We start from the raw sequence: 24256 nt of genomic DNA, 5'->3' as shown, positions 1-24256 counted from the left end.
AAAAGTATGAAGAGTAGATTAGTATTATTGGCATGTTGCTTGGCACTGCTCAGCAGTTGTGGACAAGGTGACAAAAGTACGGGTAAAGCACCCGAATTCGCAGTGATTACGGTAGAGACCACCACTGCCAACCTGACAAACAGTTATCCGGCTACTATCAAAGGTAAACAAGATGTGGAAATCCGCCCTATGGTGAGTGGTTTTATCACTAAACTACACGTAGACGAAGGTTCTGTTGTGCGTAAAGGACAAGTTTTGTTCAGTATCGATCCTGTGCAGTACCAGGCTGCCGTAAATTCAGCCAAAGCAGCGGTTGAAACAGCAAAGGCCGCCGTAAATACGCAAGAGCTTACAGTCAGCAACAAGCGTACGCTGAATCAAAAGAACATCATCAGTGACTATGACCTGCAAATGGCCGAAAACCAATTGGCGCAGACCAAAGCGCAATTGGCACAGGCGGAAGCACAACTGGTCAATGCCAAGAACAACTTGTCGTACACCAGCGTAACAAGTCCCAGCGACGGTATTGTTGGCACTATCCCCTATCGTGTGGGTAGCTTGGTAAGCCCCTCTATGAGCACTCCGCTGACTACGGTTGCCGATATCTCCGAGATGTTCGCTTATTTCTCCATGACCGAAAGACAGCTCCTTTCACTGATACGTGAAGGCGGCAGCATCAAAGAAATCCTTGCAAAGATGCCTCAGGTGCAACTGCAACTGATTGACGGAACCATGTATGCCGACAGCGGACGTGTAGAAACCATCAGCGGCGTCATCGACCAGACAACAGGCGCTGTGAACATGCGCGCGCTCTTCCCCAACAAGCACAACATCCTGCGTAGCGGCGGTACAGGAAACGTAGTATTCCCCAACCCGATGGAAAACGTGATTATGATTCCGCAATCGGCCACTACGGAGATACAGGATAAGAAGTTTGTGTTCGTTGCCCAACCGGACAACACGCTGAAAAACACCGAAATCCAGGTATTCAGCCTGAACGACGGTAAATACTTCTATGTTACCGACGGCTTGAAATCCGGCGACAAGATTGTGATAGAAGGTGTGCAGAACCTGAAAGACGGACAAGTCATCACTCCTATCACTCCCGAAGAGAAAGAGGCCGAATATCAGAAAGCCATTAAAGACCAGAAGGAAGGTAATATCCAAACTGCGTTTAACTAACGTTTAACGATTAGTGATAAACAGCCTGCGGTATACCAACGCAAACTGCCAATCGCCAGTCGTTAACTCCTAATCAGTAAAAAGAACATGAAATTAGATAGATTTATTAATCGTCCGGTACTGTCAACGGTAATCTCCATCCTGATAGTGATCTTGGGACTTATTGGTCTGGCCACACTGCCTATCACCCAATATCCGGACATTGCACCTCCGACAGTGTCGGTACGTGCCACCTACCAGGGCGCCAATGCCCAAACGGTGCTGAATTCTGTCATCGCACCGCTGGAAGACCAAATCAACGGTGTGGAGAACATGATGTACATGACCTCCAATGCAGCCAATAACGGTTCTGCCGAAATCTCCATTTACTTCAAACAAGGCACCGACCCTGATATGGCAGCCGTCAACGTGCAGAATCGCGTGTCCATGGCTCAAGGTTTGCTGCCCGCCGAAGTAACCCAAGTGGGCGTTACCACGCAGAAACGGCAGACTTCCATGCTGATGGTATTCTCCATCTATGATGAGAAAGACCAATATGACATTGAATTCCTTGAGAACTATGCCAACATCAACCTCATTCCGGAAATCAAACGTGTGAACGGAGTGGGTGACGCCACCGTCCTCGGTCAGGATTATTCCATGCGCATCTGGCTGAAACCGGACGTAATGGCACAGTATAAACTGATACCCAGCGACGTAGCCGGCGCACTGGCCGAACAAAACATTGAAGCAGCCCCCGGCCAGTTTGGTGAACGCGGTAACCAAAGTTTCCAATACACCATCCGCTACAAAGGCCGTCTCCAACAGCCGGAGGAGTTTGAGAACATCGTTATCAAGGCTCTTGAGAACGGCGAAGTGCTTCGCATGAAAGACATTGCCGACATAGAGCTCGGACGTTTGTCCTATAACTTCAACAATACGGTAAACGGCCATAAGGCTGTGTCCTGTATCGTATACCAGATGGCCGGAACCAATGCAACGCAAACAATCAGCGACTTGGAACAAGTGCTCAGCAAAGCATCCGAAACGCTGCCTTCCGGTTTGAAGATAAATATTGCACAAAGTGCCAATGACTTCCTGTTCGCTTCTATCCACGAGGTTGTCAAGACCTTGATCGAAGCATTTATTCTCGTGTTCATCGTGGTGTATATCTTCCTGCAGGATATGCGTTCTACGTTGATTCCCGCTATTGCCATTCCGGTGGCCCTGATTGCCACCTTCTTCGTACTGAAGCTGATCGGGTTCAGTATCAACCTGCTGACCCTCTCGGCCATGGTGCTTGCCATCGCGATTGTGGTGGACGACGCCATAGTCGTCGTCGAGGGTGTTCACGCCAAGCTCGACCAGGGATATAAATCGGCAAGAACCGCCTCTATCGACGCCATGAGTGAACTGGGCGGCGCCATCGTCTCCATTACACTGGTAATGATGTCTGTGTTCGTGCCGGTAAGTTTTATGGGTGGTACAGCCGGTACGTTCTACCGGCAATTCGGTCTTACAATGGCCATCGCCATCGGTTTCTCCGCGCTGAACGCCTTGACACTGAGTCCGGCTTTGTGCGCCATCTTCTTGAAGCCGCACAACAGTGACGCCGGCATGAAAGAACGGATAGGCGTTGCCACCAAAGAAGCGCGTAAGATTATGATAGCCCGCTATGCCGATTCTATCGGTAAAATGATGCGCCCCGGTCTGACACTGCTCTTCACCACGATTGCCATTTTGGGTATGATCTTCGGTTTATTCAACTTTGAGAATCATCCTGTGCTCTGTCTGGTTATGATTGTAATCAGCGTACTGGCATTGGCCGGTATGACTACCGACAAGTTCAAGCACTCTTTCAACGCCTCCTACGACTCCATTCTGGGCAAATACAAGAAACAGGTGCTCCGCTTCATCCAGAAGAAATGGCTGTCGGGCGGTATTGTTGTGGGTTCCATTGTACTGCTGGTAGTATTTATGAACATCACACCGACGGGTATGGTCCCCAATGAAGACACCGGTACTATCATGGGTGTAGTGACGCTGCCTCCGGGCACTTCACAAGAACGCGCCATGGAGGTGCTGACTCGTGTGGACAGCCTTGTTGCAGCCGATCCGGCAGTAGAATCGCGTACGGTAATCTCCGGTTTCAGCTTCATCGGCGGGCAGGGACCTTCTTACGGCTCGCTCATCATCAAGCTGAAGGATTGGGAAGACCGTTCCACCATGCAGAATTCAACGGTTGTTTATGCCACGCTCTTCATGCGTGCCCAGAAGATCATCAAGGAAGCACAGGTATTGTTCTTTGCGCCGCCTATGATTCCGGGTTACTCGGCATCCAGCGATATCGAATTGAACATGCAGGACAAGACCGGTGGTGACCTCAACCACTTCTTCGAGGTAGTGAACCAATATACCGCCGCTTTGGAGGCACGCCCGGAAATCAACTCCGCAAAGACCAGCTTCAACCCGAACTTCCCGCAATATATGCTGGATATCGACGCGGCTGCCTGTAAGAAAGCAGGCCTCAGCCCAAGCGCCATCCTCAGCACCATGCAGGGATACTTCGGAGGTCTCTACGCCTCCAACTTCAACAGTTTCGGTAAGATGTATCGTGTCATGATCCAGGCCGAGCCGAATGCAACCAAGAATTTGGAATCACTCTCCAGCATCAAGGTGCGCAACGGTAACGAAATGGCTCCCATCACTCAATTCGTGTCAATCAAGAAAGTATATGGCCCGGACATCATCAGCCGTTTCAACCTTTACACATCCATGAAGGTAATGGTGGCTCCCGCCAGCGGTTACACTTCCGGTCAGGCATTGGCTGCCATTGCAGAGGTTGCCAAAGAAAGCCTTCCGACAGGTTTCGCCTACGAACTTGGAGGTATGGCCCGCGAAGAGGCTGAAACCAGCGGCAGCACTACCGGTCTGATTTTTGTGCTCTGCTTCGTATTCGTTTATCTGTTGCTGAGTGCGCAATATGAAAGTTATATCCTTCCGCTTTCCGTATTGCTCTCCGTACCGTTCGGTTTGCTGGGCAGCTTCCTGTTCGTCAGCGGTATAGGCTCATTGGGCAACATTCCTGCACTGAAAATGATTTTGGGTACTATGTCCAACGACATCTATATGCAGATTGCCCTCATCATGCTTATGGGTCTGTTGGCCAAGAACGCTATCTTGATTGTAGAGTTCGCCCTTGACCGCCGCAAAATGGGTATGAGCATCACTTGGGCTGCCGTACTGGGTGCAGGAGCCCGTCTGCGTCCTATCCTGATGACCTCATTGGCCATGATTGTGGGTCTGCTCCCGCTGATGTTCGCCTCCGGTGCAGGAGCCAACGGTAACCGTACACTGGGTACATCGGCCATCGGCGGTATGTTAATCGGTATGATATTGCAGATATTCATTGTGCCTGCCCTGTTCGTAGCCTTCCAATACCTGCAAGAGAAGGTTAAGCCGATGGAGTGGGAAGATGTAGATAACTCGGATGCAGAACCTGAGATTGAACAATATACAAAATAGTGATTACTAATCATTCATCACTAAACACTAATCACTAAAATATAGCTTATCATGAAGAAAATAATCACTCTGATGTGCGCAACTGCCTTACTGAGCAGTTGCCATATCTACAAATCATACGACAGGCCCGAAGATATCACAGTGGAAGGCCTGTATCGCGACACCGTTGCCGGTGGCGATACACTTGCCGCCGACACTGCCAATTTCGGTAATCTGCCTTGGAAGGAAGTGTTTACAGACGCCCGGTTGCAGACGCTTATCGAACAGGCACTGGCCAACAATGCCGACCTGCGCAGCGCAGCACTGACCGTAAAACAAGCTCAGGCAGCATTGATGTCCGCACGTTTGGCCTATGCCCCGATGCTGGCTCTCTCCCCTCAGGGAACAGTGAGCAGTTGGGATAAAGGGAAAGCCACACAGACCTATTCACTCCCAGTGACGGCAAGTTGGCAGATCGACCTGTTCGGCCAGTTGCTGAACCCCAAGCGCAAGGCACAGGTTTCCCTGAAGCAGACACAGTTCTACGAGCAGGCCGTACAGACGCAGGTAATCGCCAACGTAGCCAATATGTACTACACCCTGCTGATGCTCGACCGCCAGTTGCAGATCAGCGAAGCCACCTGCGATATTCTGAAACGCAACCTCGAAACCGTAGAAGCCATGAAAGAAGCTGCTATGGCGAACAGTGCAGCCGTAGAGCAAAGCCGTACTGCTTATGCGCAAGTAATGGCTTCCCTGCCCGACATACGCCAAAGCATCCGCGAAACGGAAAACGCATTATGCCTGATGCTGAACCAGCCGGCGCAAAGCATTGCACGCGGCACGTTGGAAAGCCAGGAGCTGCCTGCCGAATTCTCCACCGGAATTCCTTTGCAGCTATTGTCTAACCGTCCCGACGTGAAAGCCGCCGAGATGTCATTAGCCGCAAGCTACTACGATACCAACAGCGCACGCGCCGCTTTCTATCCTCAGATTACATTAAGCGGTTCTGCCGGCTGGACCAACAGCGCCGGATCCGCCATCGTCAATCCCGGCAAATTGCTGGCCTCCGCTATCGGTTCACTGACGCAGCCTCTGTTCTATCGCGGCGCCAACATAGCCCGTCTGAAACAGGCAAAAGCACAAGAGGAGCAGGCCAAGATCCAGTTCCAGACCACATTGCTCAAAGCCGGAAATGAGGTGAGCAATGCCCTGTATCAATATCAAATGACCTCGGATAAAGCCGTTTCACGCGAAATTCAGGTGAATTCTGCCCGTAAAGCTGCGGAAGATACAAAAGAATTGTTTAACTTAGGCACGTCAACCTATCTGGAAGTCTTGTCGGCCGAGCAATCTTACCTCAGCGCACAACTTTCAGAAGTGGCTGATACCTTCGACCGCATGCAGTCTGTAATCAGTCTGTATCAAGCATTGGGCGGAGGGAGAGAGAAATAATTATAAATGATGAATTCTGAATCATGAATTATGGACAGCCCTATGCTGCCGGTTCATGATTCGAAATTCATAATTCAAAATTAGAAAACATGATTAGTCCATTAGCATCTGTAGATTCAACCGCTAAAATCGGTAAGAATGTGACCATTCAGCCTTTCGCTTACATCGAAAGAGATGTGGAAATCGGTGATGACTGCGTGATTATGTCAAATGCAAGTATCCTCAAGGGTACTCGCTTAGGTAAAGGAAACAAGGTACATCATGGTGCCGTACTGGGTAGTGAGCCACAGGATTTTCATTACACAGGCGAAGAAAGCCGATTGATTATCGGCGACAACAACGACATTCGTGAAAATGTGGTTATCAGTCGTGCGACACACGAAAGCGGCTGCACGCGCATCGGTGACAACAACTATCTAATGGACGGCGTACACCTCTGCCACGACGTACAAATTGGCAATCACTGCGTATTGGGCATCAAGAGCACAGTGGCAGGCGACTGCCGCATAGACGACTGCACGATCCTGAGCAGCAATGTCATCCTGCATCAGAACTGCCACATCGGTAGTTGGGTGCTGATTCAGGCAGGTTGCCGCATTGCAAAAGATGTGCCGCCTTATATCATTATGAATGGCAACCCGGCAGAATACCATGGCATCAATGCAATGGTGCTCCAACACAAGCATCAGGTCACCGACCGTATTCTGCGCCATATCGTAAATGCTTACCGCCTGGTGTATCAAGGAAACTTCAGTGTGCAGGATGCCCTGCAAAAGATTGAAGACCAGGTCCCGATGAGTGACGAGATACACAACATCATCAACTTTATCCGTAACTCCAAAGGTATAGCGAAGTAGTTCCCCGTACGTATAGCATGTCTCCACATTCCAAACTCTCCGTAGCCGCTACGGAGAGTTAGAATGATAGCTTCATTCATAAAAACCAAAGTTTTATTCTTATAAATCAAACCTTCATTTATAAGAATAAAACTTTTATTTTAAGACTGAATGGCAACGGAAGCAACTATCCCCTACGAAGCCGGCAGGTTGCCATAGGATAGTGGTTCCCTCTTACTCGAAATGCAATTCTCCGAAGAATTCCGGACAATGAAAATTCGGTTTTTCCAAATCAATGGGACTCCACGACAAGAAATGGGGAGTCTGCAACTTATCACCGCATTTATAGAAGTTGGCACGAATCGTCTTACCACCCAGTGAGGTGATGTTATGCATGAAGAAAGCCGAATAAGGTATCACCAAAGCTACTTCCCAGCTACACTCTCCTACCCGCTCCTCAAAATCCTCACGCCCTAAAGAAGACCAGCGCTGCACCTTATCGAGCACCTCCTGCGGCGCATGCCTGCGACCGTTCCGCCCTGCTCCCGCACCGATAAGCAAGCGTCCCGCACAGTTACATTCCATATTATAATACACCCCGTCTTCCGCAGGAACGGAGAAGAACTCCACACACGAATCTTCCCAGACAGGCCCGTTGTCCCTGCCCGCTACGGCACGTATGCTGTTTTCTTTCACTTTATAATGAATCAGGATAGCATTATCCGCATAAGCCATGCGGAATTTGACATCCGGACAATACGGATATGCCGCCCAGTTCACTGTATTAACCGGCTGAAAAGCCACTTTTTCTTCATCCAAAAGAGCAGGAACCGATTCCACCGGTATGTTTGCCATGCTCACTTTCTTGACATCCAGTTCTTTCATCATCTTATTTTTGGGGGTTAACGCGAATAAGGGGAAAACACAGCACCCCATTACCGCTGCTATCATATATCTTATCGAATACATGAGGCAATGAACTCTTGCATTTCCGGAGTATGCTCTTCCACGCTTTGCAGCAATTTGAACTGCGCTTTGGTGCGCACCAGGTTGTGTTCCGGATATTGAATCTTATAGTATGTATCACCGTTAATGTAATCGGCAAGGAAACGCACACATTGCATATAGGGGAACAATGCGGCCGCATAAGGCAAATTCTCTATCTCCACCGGCAGCAGGAAAGATTTGGCCGACTCCAGATAGCCCTTTGTGAAAGCCTTGAATATCTCCATATTGAAATTCACGTTGGAGAGGTCTTTGTCATCTTCCAGCCCCGTATTGGCTCCCGAACGCAGAAAATCGCCAAAGTCGGAAAATACAAAACTGGGCATCACCGTATCGAGATCAATGACGCAGAGCACATTGCCGTTTTCATCGAACATCATATTGTTGACTTTCGTATCGCAATGGCAAACACGCTTGGGCAACTTGTTTTCACGATGCAAGCGTTCCGCCTTGCACATTTCATCGGCGCGACGCTCAATTTCATCCAGAAAATACCGCACTTCCCCCACACGTCCGGCAGCATCGGCCGCCACAGCGTCACGAAGCTGTTTCAAACGGAATTCCATATTGTGGAAATTGGGGATTGTCTCACCCAGACGGTCGGGAATATCGGCAAGCATGGCCTGGAAGTTGCCGAAAGCCGCACCGGCATAGTATGAATATTCGGGATTGACCGTTTCGTATGTCCTCGCATTGGGAATAAACGCCATGACACGCCAGTAATTCCCGCCGTCGAACCAATAAGTCTTTCCATTGCCGGCAGGAAGGAAATGGAGCACCTTACGCTCGATATCGCCTTCACCTTTTTCTTCCAGTTTCCTGCGGATATGAGTGGTTACGGCATTGATATTTGCCTGCAACATCTCTACATCTTGGAAAATGGCATGATTGATGCGCTGCAATACGTAATCGGGCGCATCGACTTCGAGTGTGGTTACTTTATACGTGTCATTGATAAGCCCGGCTCCTAAGGGCTTGATTTCTTGCACTGTACCTGTTAATTGGAAATGAGATACGATAGATAAAAGGTCTTTCATGATAATTAAGAGATTAATTTATGGTACAAATATACCTTCTTTATTAGGTATAATCAGTTTATAATTGTTCGATGAAGTTCCAAATTTATACATTTAAGCAGACATAACCTCAAAATCCAAATAATAAATGAGATTCTTTGCCTAAAATATTCATATATTTGTAACTGAAACCTTAAAAATGACTCAACGTGCAGAAGCTTATCATCAGACTACTCTTCATTTTAGCGGGCATGGCTTTCGCAAATGTATATGGCCAGAACATTACTTTCAACCACCTTACCACTGACAACGGGCTATCGCAATTCTCCGTAAACAGTCTGTACATCGACGAAAGCGGTATTCTATGGATTGGCACGCGCGAAGGGCTGAACCGCTACAACGGGGAAGACATAAAGACCTATAAATTACAAAAGAACGATCCTAACAGCCTTTTCTGCAATACAGTACTGCGTATTGTGGGCAACCGCAACGGAAGCATCTATCTGCTCTGCACCGACGGAGTAGCCGAGTTCAACCTTATCACCCAAAAATTCACAACCTTACTGCAAGGGAGCATCAACAGCATCTACTACAATAACGGCCTTTTCATCGGTAAAAAGAACGAAGTCTACCGGTACAATGAAGAGACCGCCAACTTCGATCTCTACTATCAGTTGCCCAACGGCAGTCTGGATATCTTTTGCATGCACATTGACAAAGGTTATTTATGGATAGGCACTACCACCAACGGTGTATACCGCCTGAATATAGACAAAAAAGAACTGGAACACCCCATTCGGAAAGGGAATATCATCAGTTTCTATCGGGACAGCGGAGGAGAATTATGGATTGGTAGCTGGGAAGAGGGACTGTTCCATGTAAAGACAGACGGAAAGATCGAAAACTTCAAGTACGATGCCAAGAACCCGCACAGCCTTTCTTCTAATTTCGTCAGGGCCTGTTGCGAGGACAATCTGGGAAATATATGGATAGGCACCTTCAACGGACTGAACCGTTACAACAAAAGTACCGGTTTGTTCCAAAACCATACCGCCAACGACATACAGAGCGACGGCCTTACACACTCTTCCATCTGGTGCATTGTAAAAGACAATCAAGGCACGCTCTGGCTGGGAACTTACTTTGGCGGTGTCAACTACTTCAATCCGGAATATGAAATCTATACCCGCTACTCTTATTCTTCCAACGAAAAGCAAGGACTGAGCAACCCCGTCGTAGGGCGTACCATCGAAGATAAAAACGGCAACCTATGGATAGGAACCGAAGGCGGCGGCCTGAACTATTTCAACCGCCGTACACGCGAATTCAAATGGTACCGCCCTCAAGAAGGACGCAACAGTATATCGCACAATAATGTGAAAGCACTTTATTACGATGCCGACAAAGAAATTATATGGATAGGCACTCACTTGGGCGGTCTGAACAGACTGGACATACGCTCCGGGCACTTTACCCATTACCGCATGGAAGATAACAACCGGCAAACTCTCCCTTCGGATATTGTCCGCGACATCATTCCTTACAAGGACCTCTTGATTGTAGCGACTCAAAACGGAGTGTGTCTCTTTGAGCCAGACAGCGGAAAGTGCCGGCAACTGTTTAAAGACAGCAAAGAGGGGAAATCCATAAAAATGGTGGCGGATATACTACTCGATTCGGAAAGTACCCTGTGGATTGCCGCCACCGGAGAAGGCGTGTTCAGCTATCGTTTCGACACCCGGAAACTGACCAACTACCGCCATGACTCCGCCAATCCGAACAGCCTTAGTAACAACAACGTAAACAATATAATGCAGGACAGTCAAGGCCACCTGTGGTTCTCCACTTCGGGCAGCGGCCTGGATCTATATCATCCTGCAAACAATGACTTCGAAAACTTCGACAAAGAGAAAAACGGCCTTGCCAGCGACTGCGTCTACGAGACGCAAGAGTCTGCCGCCAGTGGCAAATTACTGCTTATCACCAACCAAGGCTTCTCCATTTTTGACTATCAGAACATGCATATTAAGAATTACAGCGCCGAAAATGGGTTTCCGCTGACAGCCGTCAACGAGAATTCGCTCTGCATCACCCGCGATGGCGAAATTTTCCTGGGTGGCGTACAGGGCATGATTTCTTTTCATGAAATGGAGCTGAACTTTACACCAAAACCCTATAACATCATCCTTTCACGCCTCATCGTCAACGGACAGGAAATACACGCAGGGGACAAAACCGGTATCCTGCAACACTCCTTGTGCCACACCCGGGAGATAACGCTCAATGCAGACCAAAGCATGTTCAGCATAGAGTTTGCCACATCCAACTACATACCTGCCAACAAAGACGATATCATTTATAAACTGGAGGGCTTCTCCGACGAATGGACCAATACGCGTGGACTGCACTCCATAACTTATACCAATCTGAATGCGGGCACTTACACCCTGCTCATCAAACCGGAAGAAAAGGATGAAAGCCTTTGCCCACAAGCGAGGCTCATCATCCATATACTACCTCCGTATTACAGAACAACCTTTGCCTACTTCATCTACCTCATCCTAACGACGGCAGTGTTATGGTACCTGATACGTACCTACAAATCCAGAATCAAACTGCAAGAGTCCCTGAAATATGAGCAAAAACACATTCAGGATGTAGAAGCATTAAACCAGTCCAAACTGCGCTTCTTCACCAACATCTCGCACGAGTTCCGCACTCCGCTGACGCTGATCGTGGGCCAGGTGGAAACCCTTCTGCAATTACAGAACTTCACACCCGCCATTTATAACAAGATATTAGGCATTTATAAGAACAGCATCCAGCTACGCGAACTGATCACCGAATTGCTCGACTTCCGCAAGCAAGAGCAAGGACATATGAAGATAAAGGTCAGCCCGCACAATATCGTGAATTTTCTATATGAAAACTATCTGCTGTTCCTCGAATATGCCAGCGCAAAACGCATCAACTTCAACTTCGAGAAAGAAACCGACGAACTTGAAGTGTGGTACGACCAAAAGCAGATGCAGAAAGTCATCAACAACCTTTTATCCAATGCCATTAAGCATACGGAGGAGGAAGATACCATTACGCTCAGCGTGAAAAAAGAGGAAGACAACGTTGTGATCCGCGTAAAAGATACAGGAAGCGGCATCGATGCAAAAGAAATCGACAAGATATTCGACCGTTTCTATCAGATAGATCCGGTTAACTCCACCGATGCCGGGAAAAGCGGTACGGGCATCGGACTGGCGTTGACCAAGGGCATCATAGAGCTGCATCATGGCACTATCCGCGTAGAAAGCGAACTCGGCAAGGGAACCAGCTTTATTGTCACCCTGCGTTTAGGCAACGGAGTTTTTGACGCAGAGCAAATCAACCCCAACCCGGATTGTGTGCAACAAATAGAAATACCTAAACCGGAAACAGATGCTTTCCTGAAAACGGAACTTGAGGAAAATGCACCCATCAAGCGTATTCCGGATGCTAAAATGCTAATCGTAGAAGACAACGATTCCATCCGGGAAATGCTCGCCAATATCTTCAAACCATTCTACCAGATACTGACAGCTACCAACGGAGAAGAAGGCTGGGAACTGGTGCGCAACGAGATGCCCTGCATTGTGGTAAGCGACGTGGTGATGCCCAAAATGTCGGGAACAGAGTTGTGCAAACTTATAAAAAACGATTTCAACACCTGCCATATTCCCGTAGTATTGTTGACCGCACGTACCGCTATCGAGCAGAATATCGAAGGCTTGCGCATCGGTGCGGACGACTACATTACCAAACCATTCAACACAAGCCTACTGATTTCCCGCTGCAACAACTTGGTGAACTCCCGTATCCTCTTACAGGAGAAATTCAGCAAACAGCCGCAGGCAGCCGCCCAAATGCTCGCTACAAACCCGATTGACAAAGATATTCTGGACCGCGCCATGGCTATCATCGAACAACATCTGGATGATACGGAATTCAACGTCAATGTCTTTGCCAGGGAAATGGCAATGGCACGCACCAACCTGTTCACCAAGTTAAAAGCAATCACCGGACAGACTCCCAATGACTTTATTCTGACTATCCGCTTAAAAAAGGGCGCCCTGATGCTACGCAATAACCCGGAACTAAACATCACAGAGATCTCCGACAGGATAGGATTCAGCTCTTCACGCTATTTCAGCAAGTGCTTCAAAGATGTCTATCATGTCAGTCCGCTGGCGTACCGCAAGGGAGAGGAAGACGACAAGGAAAAGGAAGAGGAAGGGAGCGAAGAATAGGTTTTACATGTTTTGGACTTTTCATGCCTCTGTGTGTACTATTCTATACACAGAGGTTGGAAAAGAGCACATACCTTTGGAGCGGAAATCAAACTTTAAAGCCCAAAGACTATGAAACATTTATCTAACCTCCTACCATATCTCCCAAGCGCAATCCTCTTGGCGGGATGTGGCAATCATTCCAAACAGACAGCTCCAAGCAGCCAATTGCAAAAGCCAAATGTCATCTATCTTATTTCGGATGATCTGGGCATTGGCGACCTTAGCTGCTATGGCGCCACAAAAGTAAGCACTCCGAATATCGACCGCCTTGCCGGTCAAGGTATGCAGTTTACCAACGCTTATGCCACTTCCTCCACAAGCACTCCCTCCCGTTTCGGCCTGTTGACAGGTATGTACCCCTGGAGACAAGAAAATACCGGCATCGCTCCGGGTAACTCCGAACTGATCATCGACACAGCCTGCGTTACAATGGCTGATATGTTCAAAGAAGAAGGCTATTGCACAGGAGCTGTTGGCAAATGGCACCTGGGATTGGGGCCTAAGGGCGGAACGGACTTCAACCATGAAATCAAGCCGAATACGCAAGACATCGGTTTCGACTACGAATTTATAATTCCTGCTACTGTGGACCGCGTACCCTGTGTTTTCGTAGAAAACGCCCATGTTGTAGGACTCGATCCCAAAGATCCTATCACCGTCAATTATAATCACAAAGTAGGCGACTGGCCCACCGGGCTTGAAAATCCAGAATCAGTAAAAATGAAGCCCAGTCAGGGACACAATAATACCATTATTAACGGTATTCCCCGCATTGGCTGGATGACCGGCGGCAAATCGGCCCTCTGGGTAGATGAGGACATTGCAGACATTATTACCGGCAAAGCTAAAGATTTCATCATTTCACATAAGAATGAACCTTTCTTCCTGTATATGGGCACACAAGACGTACATGTTCCCCGCGTTCCTCACCCACGCTTTGCAGGGAAAAGCGGTTTAGGACCGCGCGGTGACGTCATTCTGCAATTGGACTGGACAGTTGGTGAAATTATGCGTACCCTCGACAGCTTGAACATTGCCGACAATACAATCTTCGTATTTTGCAGCGACAACGGGCCTGTCATTGACGACGGTTATCAGGACCAAGCTCTCGAATTGCTGAACGGACACACGCCCATGAAACATTATCGTGGCGGCAAGTACAGCTCGTTCGATGCCGGCACCCGTATTCCATTCATTGTCCGCTGGCCCAATGGGATCAAACCGGGCAAACAACAGGCCCTATTCTCCATGATTGATGTATATGCTTCATTCGCAGCCCTGCTGGATCATCAGCTTCCCACAGGTGTCGCCCCCGACAGCCGCGACCAGCTTGATAGCTTCCTCGGTACGGATACCGCCGGGTGCAACTACATAGTGCAACAAAACCTGAACAATACCCTATCCATCATCCAGCATAACTGGAAGTATATCGAGCCAAGCAACAAACCGGCCTTGGAATACTGGACAAAAATAGAAATGGGAAACAATCCCGAACCCCAACTTTATAACCTGTCCATTGATCCTTCCGAGAAAAACAACGTGGCTAAGGACCATCCGGATAAAGTAAAAACACTCTCCGCCCTATTGGAAGAAGTGAAAAGCGCAAAGAACCAACAATATCGACAGACACAAAACTTCTAACCTAATCTCTATGTCGATAATCAATTAAAAGACTTTAATTGATTACACTTGAATGAGAGAGAAGGATCGTGAGATTCTTCTCTCTTTTTAGAATATCGCCCTCTTCATAAAAGATACGGAATAAAAACGTATCTTTGCAGCCATGAACAATAATTTATTACCTATACATTTCGCTCCGCTCCAAGGCTATACAGACGCGGTATATAGGCTGGCACACGCCCGTATATTCGGTGGCATCGACACTTACTATTCCCCTTTTGTACGTGTGGAACATGGTGAGATCCGTCGTAAAGACGCACGCGATATAAGTTCGAAGAATAACCGGGAAGGAATACACCTGATTCCCCAGCTGATTGCATCACAGCCCGACAAGCTGGAACAGATAATCACTCTTTTCATCGAGAACAATTATCAGGAAGCAGATATCAACTTGGGATGCCCTTTCCCAATGTTGGCCAAACGTCACAATGGCGCCGGAATGTTGCCGTATCCGGACGAGGTAAAAGATCTGCTGACCGCCGCAATAGAAAAATACCCTCAAATCCATTTCTCCGTCAAACTCCGGCTGGGTTGGGAAAATGCAGAAGAATGCCTCGCACTGCTGCCATTGTTCAATGCCCTTCCTTTGACACATATCATCCTACATCCGCGTTTAGGGAAACAACAATACAAGGGAGAGGTGGATTTAAGTGGATTTGAGGCTTTTTATAACGGGTGCGAAAAGCCTTTATTATACAATGGAGACCTGCATACAGTGGAAGATATACAAACGATTACAGAACGCTTTCCAAAATTGGCAGGAGTAGTCATAGGACGTGGCCTGCTCGCCAATCCTGCCCTGGCATGGGAATACCGACAAGGGAAAAAGCTCTCTCCCGATGAGATAATTGAGAAAGTAGGACAGTTGCATGCAGAAGTTTACAGCACCTATGAAGAGTTACTGCAAGGCGGAGAAACACAGTTGCTAATGAAAATGAAAAGTTTTTGGGAGTACCTGATGCCCGACGGAAACCGTAAAGCAAAAAAAGCCATACACAAAACCAGTAAATTAGCCAATTACCGGATAGCAGTAAATAATTTACTTTCTTCATATAAATGAAACGGGAACTACAATCCTAAAAGCACCGGTTTTCTCACATGAAAATGAAAAACAATCTATGAATAACCTTCTATCCACAGATTGTTTTTTTATTATACTGTAATTATAGGCCAAACCTCCTCCCAGAGCCCCTATAACACTACTATCATGTACAAAATTAGACTATTTCCGAACGATTACCTTATATATCTGCCCTATCATATTAATATTTTTGCACTGTGATTTTGTACTCACAGAAATGGAATTATAACCTTATTAATCAATTAAACCAATATTTATGAAAAAGAAGCTGATCTTTTTGAGGGCATTAAGTACAGTATTGCTTTTTGTCTTTTTCGTAACACAAACCAATGCACAGGCATTGACCGTTACAGGTACTGTAAATGATAACTTCGGTCCTGTCATCGGCGCATCTGTCTTTGTAAAAGGAACCAACAACGGTTGTATAACCGACCTTGATGGCAACTTCACCCTATCCAATGTACCTTCCAAAGCGGTATTGGTAGTTTCATTTATCGGCTATCAGACACAGGAAATCCCCGTAAACAACCAAAAGAAATTCACTGTCAATTTAACAGAAGACGCCCAACAACTGCAAGAAGTCGTTGTCGTTGCTGTGGGATATGGCGATGTCCGCCGCAAGGACCTGACAGGTTCCATCGCCAAAGCAGACATCAAAGAATTGACTAAAACCCCTGTCAACAACGTCGCCGAATCCTTAGGCGGACGTATTGCCGGTGTACAGGTTTCATCGACAGACGGCGGTCTGGGGGATAACTTCAATATTGTTATCCGCGGTGCCGGTTCATTGACCCAAAGTACGGCTCCTTTATACGTCATTGACGGTTTTCCACAGGAAACATCCAACATGGGCTCTTTGAACCCCAACGACATTGAATCGATTGATGTTTTAAAGGACGCTTCAGCTACTGCCATTTACGGTTCGCGCGGTGCCAATGGTGTGGTCATCATCACAACGAAGAAGGGAAAAGCAGGCAAACCGACTATCTCCTACAATGGAAGTTTCACAGTAGGTTTGGTAAACAATACCCCCGAAATGATGAATGGATATGAATTCGTCAAGCTCCAACAAGAAATCATGGGTACAGAAGATTTCACCAACATGTATCTGAAAGACGGGCTTACATTGGAAGATTACCGTAATTTCAAATCCTACGATTGGCAGAAAGAAATCTATCGTACCGCTTTAAGCCACAACCACCACGTACTCCTGAATGGCAATGCTGGAGATTTGAAATATTCCACATCAGTCTCTTACAACAACCAGCAGGGTGTTATTATCAATTCAGACCTGAGCAGATACCAGGCACGTGTCAATTTGAGCCAACAATTCAATAAAAGATTGAAGGTAGACGCTAACGCAAACTTTGCCAGCACAGTGCAAAACGGTCCCAATCCTTCTACCAATACTTCATCCATGTCTACAGCCTTCATGTACAGTGTATGGGCATATCGTCCCGTATCACCCTCAGGAGCCGATTTAATGGAGGAGATCTATGACACAGACATTGATATGGCGGAGGATTATCGTTTTAATCCCGTATTATCAGCAAAAAATGAATACCGGAAAAATACCACTAATACATTGCAGGCAAACCTCAGTGCAGAGTATGAAATCATTAAAAACTTAAAGTTCAAGGTTTCGGCAGGCTATTCAAGCCGCGACCTCAAGAAAGAAGAATTCAACGGTCCCAATACCCGTACGGGAAACTCCCATCCCTCCAATACGCAAAGTAAAGGCATCAATGCCAAATTGTACCAGTATGAATTCAGAAGCTATCTAAACGAGAACACCTTGACCTATCAGTTCAATAAGAACCGTCACAGCATGAACGCATTGGCAGGTTTGAGTTTACAAAAGAACAGTGACTACGCCCATTCTGTGGCAACCGAACACATCAGTAATGAATCTTTTGGAATGGCAGGCCTGGACAAAGGAACTAACCAGACAATCGAAAGCAATCAGGGAGAAAACAAGATGATGTCCTATTTTGGCCGTATCAATTACAATTTTGACTCAAGATACTACATCACTGCTTCCATGCGTGCTGACGGTTCTTCCAAATTCCCGAAAAACAACCGTTGGGGATATTTCCCTTCCGGATCCGTAGCATGGGCGTTTGGTCGTGAAGCCTTTATTTCGGAAAACGCCTCTTGGCTATCCAACGGAAAATTACGTATCAGCTACGGCCAGACCGGTAATAATCGTGTAGGCGACTTTGATTATATGGCTAAACTGATAACCAGCGATGATGTCTACAAATATCCATGGAACAGTTCCTTTACCCCTGGTTTCCATATTTCCAATAAGGCCAACTCACAACTCAAATGGGAAACAACCGAACAGTTCGACTTCGGTTTGGATTTAGGCTTCCTCAACGGACGCATCAATCTGACTGCCGATTATTATATAAAGACAACCAAAGACTTGCTCCTTCAGGCCGACGTTCCGGGAAGCTCCGGGTTCACAAGCGCGACACTCAACGTAGGAAAACTCGAAAATAAAGGTCTTGAAGTTACTTTAGAAACCATTAATATGAAGAACAAGAAATTCTCTTGGACTTCCAACTTCAATATAGCATTCAACTCCAATAAGATCACCGCACTGACAGAAGGCAAAGGCGAAATTACCAGCTATGTGAGTTGGGATAACAAATATAAAACCATGCCCGCATATGTCAGCCGTATAGGAGAATCGGCAGGCAAAATGTATGGTTTCATCTATGAAGGTACGTATAAAGAATCCGACTTCAATGTTACCACAGGAGCAAACGGAAAGACAGTATACACCCTTAAAGAAGGAATCCCGGCTTATGTGAAGGACTGCCAGCCCGGCGATCCTAAATACAAAGACATGCCGACCATAGATACCAATGGTGACGGTATTCCCGACACAGGCGACGGTGTTATTACAGATGACGACCGTACAACCATCGGTGACGGCCTTCCCAAATGTACAGGCGGTTTCACAAACAGTTTTACGTATAAGAATTGGGACCTCAGCATCTTTTTGCAATGGAGCTTAGGAAACGATATCTTGAATGCCAACCGTATGGTTTTCGAGAACCCTGCCAAAAAGAAGAACACCAACATGTTTGCATCTTATGCCGGACGTTGGACTCCTGAAAACTCCGGCAGCGACATGCCGCGTGCAAACGCCCTCGGTTCCAATGAATACAGTTCCCTTTATGTGGAAGACGGTTCATTCCTAAAACTGAAAACAATCTCCTTAGGTTATAATTTCTCCGCAGCCATGTTGAAGAAAGCGCATATCAGTTCTGCCAGAGTATTCGTTTCTGCAGAAAACATTGCGACTATTACAGGATATTCAGGTTCCGACCCGGAAGTTTCTACACGTAACTCCGTTTTGACCCCGGGCTTTGACTGGTCGGCATACCCTCGTTCATTCAACGCTTCTATCGGAGTAAACCTTACTTTCTAATTACAAACGTATAAAACAAAAGCAATTATGGAAAAATTCTATAATATCCTCAGAAAAGCCCTTGTCATCATTGGAGTATTCTCTATGACTTCATGCGACTTCCTCGAAACCGAACCTTTCGACTTTGTTTCTCCCACTACATTCTACAGAAACGAGTCTGAATGTACAATGGCACTTGCTGCCGTATACTATCCAATGGCCACCAATATCCTTTATGGAAATTTCTATTCAACAGAAATGACGAATATTGATGACCTAAGCTACTACACCCGTAACTCCAATTTTTCCGGAAAACTATGGGCAAATGACTATACCAGCAGCACCAAAGAGATCTGGGATATCTGGGCGCAATTATATACCGGAATTAAAAATGCCAACGGCCTGCTTGAAAATATCGATAAAGCAGAGATGGATGAACCTATAAAAAACAGGATTAAAGGTGAAGCAAAATTCCTCCGAGCCTATTATCATTTCCTGCTGGTACAAGCTTTCTATGAAGTTCCTATCCGCAAGCAGTCTTTAGACGACATTAATGCTGCCAGCATACCGGCCACCCCCCACGCTGAAGCCTTAGACTGGATTATTGAGGAAATGGAAGACTGCCTTTCTTTAGTTGACAATAAAGAATATGATAAAAGTCCTTCTCACGTAAAAGAGAACACCGTATATGGTATTCTGGCACGTGTGTGCTTATGGCGGGCAGGAGCACCGTCCAATGGCGGAGAGGCTTTCTACAAAAAAGCAGCCCAATATGCCAACGAAGTCTATAAATCCAAAAAACATGATTTGAATCCCGATGTATATGCCATGTGGAAATGTATGGCTACGGATAAGTATGACACCCAGTATAACGAATCCATCTGGGAAGTGGAATTTATAGGAACCCGTCTGGACAATAACTATACAGAAAGCCGTATTGGCAATACCATCGGTAACGCGCAAAGAAACGGTGAAGCGTCAGGTAAAGGTTATACCTACGCTTTCTACGCAGGCACACTGGTACTTTGGGACTTATTCGAGAAAAATAGCACAGATAAACGTCGTGACCTTTCCATGGCACCTTATTACCTGAATGCAAAAGATGCACAAGTGAAATGGAAAAAACATGAAATTACCATGCGCCGTTGCGGAAAGTTCCGCCGCGAATGGGAAACAGCCGAAGCCAAAAATAAAAACTGGACTCCCGAAAACTATCCGATTCTACGCTATGCTGACGTCTTGCTGATGCTGGCAGAGGCTGAGAACGAAGTAAACAAACAACCCACAGACTTGGCTTATACAGCCCTAAATCTTGTACGCAAACGTGCAGGCATCCCCGAAGTGAAAAACCTCTCTTATGATCAGTTCCAACAGGAGGTGCGCGATGAACGTGCACGCGAACTCTGTTTTGAGTCTATCCGCAAGTTCGATTTGGTGCGCTGGGGCATATACACTGACAGAATGCAGAACGTATTAGGAGCAGCAGCGGCCGACAAACGCTGGAACTCACAGTCTCAAAGTGATGTCAAAGCAGATAAGACCGGTGGTAAATACAACTTTGCCGGTACTGTTGCGGCCAAAACAGAAGAAAAACATCAGTTCTATCCTATCCCCAATAAGGAACTGTCTGTAAACACCAAACTGGAACAAAACAAATGGTGGAAATAAAGCCGCAAGACTTCTAACCTTACCGTCTCTTATCAATAGTAAAATAGACCTTAATCAATTTTATTTTAAAGAGGAGAGTAACCCGCAAGGTTCCTCTCCTCTTTTTCTGCCCGAATGAATGATTTATCTACCTGTTTTGTACAATCTGCACACATAATAAGAGCAATATTCCGTAGTTTTGCAATATATAAATTAATCACCTTAAATTATTTTGATAGCTATGACGCAGAAAAACGTTCTACTATTTCTAATCTTACTCTACTTCAGTTCGCCTGCTGTTGCACAACTTACAGGCTTTGAAAAAGAAGTTCCCCAAAACTTCAAGAGTTCCAATGGACAAGAGTTAGCTTTATCTTCATTATACTATAAGGAGGGTAATAAAAGCCTGGAATGGAACTTCTCCCCAAACAGTATATTAAACATTCCGTCCGAATCTGTCTTTACCTTGAATGACGACAATGGAATTACTTTATGGATTTACAATGAAGAGCCTCAGCAAGACACCTTGCGTTTTGAGTTTTATTCTCCTACGGGACACGTTTCCTACCATTTTGGCTTCCGGCTGTATTCTGCCGGATGGCGTGCCTGCTGGATAAGCTTCAAATACATGCAGGGAGATAAAAAAGAAAAAGAAATAGCCGGATATCGCATCGTTGCTCCCAACCGCACAGGACGTATCTTTTTAGACCGTCTGACCTTCCCGGTACAGAAAATTAATGACCGCACTACTCCGGATTTACAAATGCCGACCAACAACTCGCTTACTTATCGCGATCTATGGCATTGGTGTCGTGTCTGGCAGTGGGAACAATACCGATACGACCTACCTTTGAGCAAAGCACTGACCACAACCGAAAAACAAGAGCTGGCTACCATAGAAGCGCGACTTACCGAGGCGCTTGACATTAAAAAAGCGCCTCGAAAAGATGTGTCAAAAGCCTATAATACATTCAAAACAGCTGCTATCCGCCCATCCGGAAATGGTTTCACCGGCGCTCCTATTGTCGCCCCCGATGAGCTAAACCGCCAAAAAGGAGAAATCTCCTTAAATGATCTGGAAGATATGCTATCAGGATTTGCATACGACGCCTGCTACAATCACTCCGCCCAATCCATGAAGAATTACTTCCTTGTCTGGGATTATGCCATCAATCAAGGTTTTGCCTTTGGCAGCGGCATGGGGACCAACCATCACTATGGTTATCAGATCAGGAAAATATATACCACAGCATGGCTGATGCGTGATGCCATTTGGAAAGCTCCCAATAGGGACAACATTCTTTCTGCACTCATTTTCTGGTCTGCACTGCAAGAAACAAGAATACCTTATCAATATGGTCGGGACGAGCTTTTAGACAGCTGGCATACTTTGCTAATGCCCAAAACCATATCTGCTCTTATGTTTGTGGACGAAAGAGAAAGGGCACGCGCCCTAACAGGACTTTCAAGATGGTTGAGCGGCTCTTTGCAATACAGCCCGGGCACAATAGGAGGAATCAAAGTGGACGGAACAACTTTCCATCATGGAGGATTCTACCCGGCCTATACTACCGGAGTGCTTGCCATGGTGGGACAGTTCATCGCACTCACCAGCCACACCCAATACGTTCCTACTCAGGAAGCACGCCAAGTCTTAAAATCCGCTTTTATATCTATGCGCAACTACTCCAACAGTCGCGAATGGGGCATCGGCATCAGTGGAAGACACCCTTTCGGAGGTGGCATGAAAGATGATGACGTAAAAGCATTTGCCTACCTTGCCCTTTCCGGCGATTTATCGGGAGAAGGCAATACATTCGACCACCATTTGGCAGCCGACTATCTGAGACTTTGCGACAAGGATACTCCGGAAGCAGAATATTTTAAAAAGAAAGGTATTACCCCTGCAAAAGCTCCACAAGGCTTTTTTGTATACAATTACGGTTCGACAGGAATCTTCCGTCGTAACGACTGGATGGTGACCTTAAAAGGATATACTACCGACGTATGGGGAGCCGAGATCTATAAAAAAGACAACCGGTACGGACGTTACCAAAGTTATGGTTCCGTCCAAATCATGGGATATCCCTCGCGCATAGCCAGCGGCTATGATGAAAACGGGTGGGATTGGAATCGTCTGCCTGGAACAACCACCATACATTTACCATTCGAACTATTGGACAGCCCGCTACCCGGAACCACAATGGCCCACTCCAAAGAAAACTTCTCCGGCAGCAGTGCATTGGAAGGGAAAAACGGTATGTTCGCCATGAAGCTAATGGAACGCAACCTGAAAAACTTTACTCCGGATTTCGTTGCCCGCAAATCAGTCTTTTGCTTTGATAACCGTATGATATGCCTAGGCACAGGTATCAGTAACAGCAATGCATCTTTTCCAACCGAAACAACTCTTTTTCAAAGTACATTCCAAAAAGGGAAAACCGACATTCATGTGGACGGAAAGCTGAGAAACGAGGCCTTTCACCAGACATTAGATGACAAAAAACGCCATTATATTCAGGACGGATATAATAATTATTATTTTATCAACGGCAACGACGTGCAGATACAAATTGCTCACCAAGTATCGCGACACGAAAAAAACCGCACTGAAACACAGGGAACCTTTGCCTCTGCCTATATCAATCATGGAGTATCACCGCAAAATGCCCAATACGAATACATGGTACTGGTACAGCCCACACCTAAAGAGTTGAAAGCAGTCCGTCGGAAAGCACCCTACCGGATCCTCCATAAAGATGATACTGCCCACGTGGTCGCCGACAATCAAACCGGTATTACCGCCTATGCAGCTTTTGAGGCTTACTCTCCTGCAAAAGATGAGATATTCCTCTCCATCCCGGCAGAAACAATGGTAATGCAAAAGCAGGCAGGCTCCAAACTTTTACTCAGTGTATGCGATCCGAACTTGAATATATCCGAGAAAACCTACACGACCAAAGAGCCCAGCCGTCCGATTGAAAAGAAATTAATTCTTAAAGGGAAATGGAGAAGTACAGCTCCCAATAACAAAATAACCGTACATTCCAATCAGACAGAAACTGTTCTCATTGTAACTTGCCAACATGGGCAACCCGTAGAATTCACATTATCACGTGAATAAATCT

At 46.5% G+C, this 24256-nt stretch carries 12 protein-coding genes; 10 read left to right on the top strand and 2 right to left on the bottom strand.

Annotated features, from left to right (window positions below; all coding sequences use genetic code 11):
* Window positions 1-6: 6 nt before the first annotated feature.
* The 4 genes from NQ546_RS03290 to lpxA all read left to right on the top strand — a co-directional run bounded on the left by NQ546_RS03290 (window position 7) and on the right by lpxA (window position 6977).
* Entirely contained in the window at window positions 7-1182 is a 1176-nt protein-coding gene (locus NQ546_RS03290; protein ID WP_004291925.1) for an efflux RND transporter periplasmic adaptor subunit, read from the top strand.
* Window positions 1183-1269: 87 nt separating this feature from the next.
* Window positions 1270-4686: an efflux RND transporter permease subunit gene (locus tag NQ546_RS03285; protein ID WP_004291924.1), complete on the top strand. Its 3417-nt coding sequence runs from the start codon at window positions 1270-1272 to the stop codon at window positions 4684-4686.
* A 51-nt stretch (window positions 4687-4737) separates the two neighbouring features.
* On the top strand, window positions 4738-6120 hold the full coding sequence (locus NQ546_RS03280; protein WP_004291923.1) for a TolC family protein: 1383 nt from the start codon (window positions 4738-4740) through the stop codon (window positions 6118-6120).
* A gap of 89 nt (window positions 6121-6209) precedes the next feature.
* The gene (gene lpxA / locus NQ546_RS03275; protein ID WP_004291922.1) at window positions 6210-6977 is read left to right on the top strand and encodes an acyl-ACP--UDP-N-acetylglucosamine O-acyltransferase; all 768 of its coding nucleotides are present in this window, start codon (window positions 6210-6212) and stop codon (window positions 6975-6977) included.
* 213 nt (window positions 6978-7190) lie between these two features.
* On the opposite strand, the gene NQ546_RS03270 is transcribed toward lpxA, so the two are convergent.
* Together NQ546_RS03270 and NQ546_RS03265 are read right to left on the bottom strand one after the other, a co-directional pair.
* Window positions 7191-7925 carry a carbohydrate-binding family 9-like protein gene (locus tag NQ546_RS03270; protein WP_004291921.1) on the bottom strand — a complete coding sequence of 245 codons (735 nt, stop codon included), beginning with the start codon at window positions 7923-7925 and terminating at the stop codon, window positions 7191-7193.
* Entirely contained in the window at window positions 7913-8998 is a 1086-nt protein-coding gene (locus NQ546_RS03265; protein ID WP_004291920.1) for a phosphotransferase enzyme family protein, read from the bottom strand. The genes NQ546_RS03270 and NQ546_RS03265 overlap by 13 nt, the downstream gene beginning before the upstream one ends.
* Window positions 8999-9186: 188 nt before the next feature.
* Here NQ546_RS03265 and NQ546_RS03260 point away from each other — a divergent pair, with 188 nt between their 5' ends.
* From NQ546_RS03260 to NQ546_RS03235, 6 genes are all read left to right on the top strand, one after another.
* Entirely contained in the window at window positions 9187-13257 is a 4071-nt protein-coding gene (locus NQ546_RS03260) for a hybrid sensor histidine kinase/response regulator transcription factor (RefSeq protein WP_004291919.1), read from the top strand.
* Between the two features lie 111 nt (window positions 13258-13368).
* Window positions 13369-14940: a sulfatase-like hydrolase/transferase gene (locus NQ546_RS03255; RefSeq protein ID WP_004291918.1), complete on the top strand. Its 1572-nt coding sequence runs from the start codon at window positions 13369-13371 to the stop codon at window positions 14938-14940.
* Between the two features lie 142 nt (window positions 14941-15082).
* Window positions 15083-16039 (top strand): tRNA-dihydrouridine synthase family protein, encoded by a 957-nt coding sequence (locus NQ546_RS03250; protein ID WP_004291917.1) that lies wholly within the window; start codon window positions 15083-15085, stop codon window positions 16037-16039.
* 277 nt (window positions 16040-16316) lie between these two features.
* Window positions 16317-19502 (top strand): SusC/RagA family TonB-linked outer membrane protein, encoded by a 3186-nt coding sequence (locus tag NQ546_RS03245; RefSeq protein WP_004291916.1) that lies wholly within the window; start codon window positions 16317-16319, stop codon window positions 19500-19502.
* A gap of 27 nt (window positions 19503-19529) precedes the next feature.
* Window positions 19530-21149: a RagB/SusD family nutrient uptake outer membrane protein gene (locus NQ546_RS03240; RefSeq protein ID WP_004291915.1), complete on the top strand. Its 1620-nt coding sequence runs from the start codon at window positions 19530-19532 to the stop codon at window positions 21147-21149.
* A gap of 220 nt (window positions 21150-21369) precedes the next feature.
* A complete protein-coding gene (locus NQ546_RS03235) occupies window positions 21370-24252 on the top strand; it encodes a chondroitinase family polysaccharide lyase (RefSeq protein ID WP_004291913.1) in 2883 nt (960 codons plus the stop codon).
* Window positions 24253-24256 lie beyond the last annotated feature (4 nt).

This window comes from Bacteroides eggerthii (assembly GCF_025146565.1).
Lineage (GTDB): Bacteria > Bacteroidota > Bacteroidia > Bacteroidales > Bacteroidaceae > Bacteroides > Bacteroides eggerthii.
This window is presented reverse-complemented; position numbering and strand designations above follow the sequence as displayed.

What these genes read in the sequence shown, in the direction of transcription:
- NQ546_RS03245 (WP_004291916.1), top strand. Translation starts at nt 16,317, where the DNA reads ATGAAAAAGAAGCTGATCTTTTTGAGGGCATTAAGTACAGTATTGCTT.
- NQ546_RS03285 (WP_004291924.1), top strand. Translation starts at nt 1,270, where the DNA reads ATGAAATTAGATAGATTTATTAATCGTCCGGTACTGTCAACGGTAATC.
- lpxA (WP_004291922.1), top strand. Translation starts at nt 6,210, where the DNA reads ATGATTAGTCCATTAGCATCTGTAGATTCAACCGCTAAAATCGGTAAG.
- NQ546_RS03265 (WP_004291920.1), bottom strand. Translation starts at nt 8,998, where the DNA reads ATGAAAGACCTTTTATCTATCGTATCTCATTTCCAATTAACAGGTACA.
- NQ546_RS03290 (WP_004291925.1), top strand. Translation starts at nt 7, where the DNA reads ATGAAGAGTAGATTAGTATTATTGGCATGTTGCTTGGCACTGCTCAGC.
- NQ546_RS03280 (WP_004291923.1), top strand. Translation starts at nt 4,738, where the DNA reads ATGAAGAAAATAATCACTCTGATGTGCGCAACTGCCTTACTGAGCAGT.
- NQ546_RS03240 (WP_004291915.1), top strand. Translation starts at nt 19,530, where the DNA reads ATGGAAAAATTCTATAATATCCTCAGAAAAGCCCTTGTCATCATTGGA.
- NQ546_RS03255 (WP_004291918.1), top strand. Translation starts at nt 13,369, where the DNA reads ATGAAACATTTATCTAACCTCCTACCATATCTCCCAAGCGCAATCCTC.
- NQ546_RS03250 (WP_004291917.1), top strand. Translation starts at nt 15,083, where the DNA reads ATGAACAATAATTTATTACCTATACATTTCGCTCCGCTCCAAGGCTAT.
- NQ546_RS03270 (WP_004291921.1), bottom strand. Translation starts at nt 7,925, where the DNA reads ATGTATTCGATAAGATATATGATAGCAGCGGTAATGGGGTGCTGTGTT.
- NQ546_RS03235 (WP_004291913.1), top strand. Translation starts at nt 21,370, where the DNA reads ATGACGCAGAAAAACGTTCTACTATTTCTAATCTTACTCTACTTCAGT.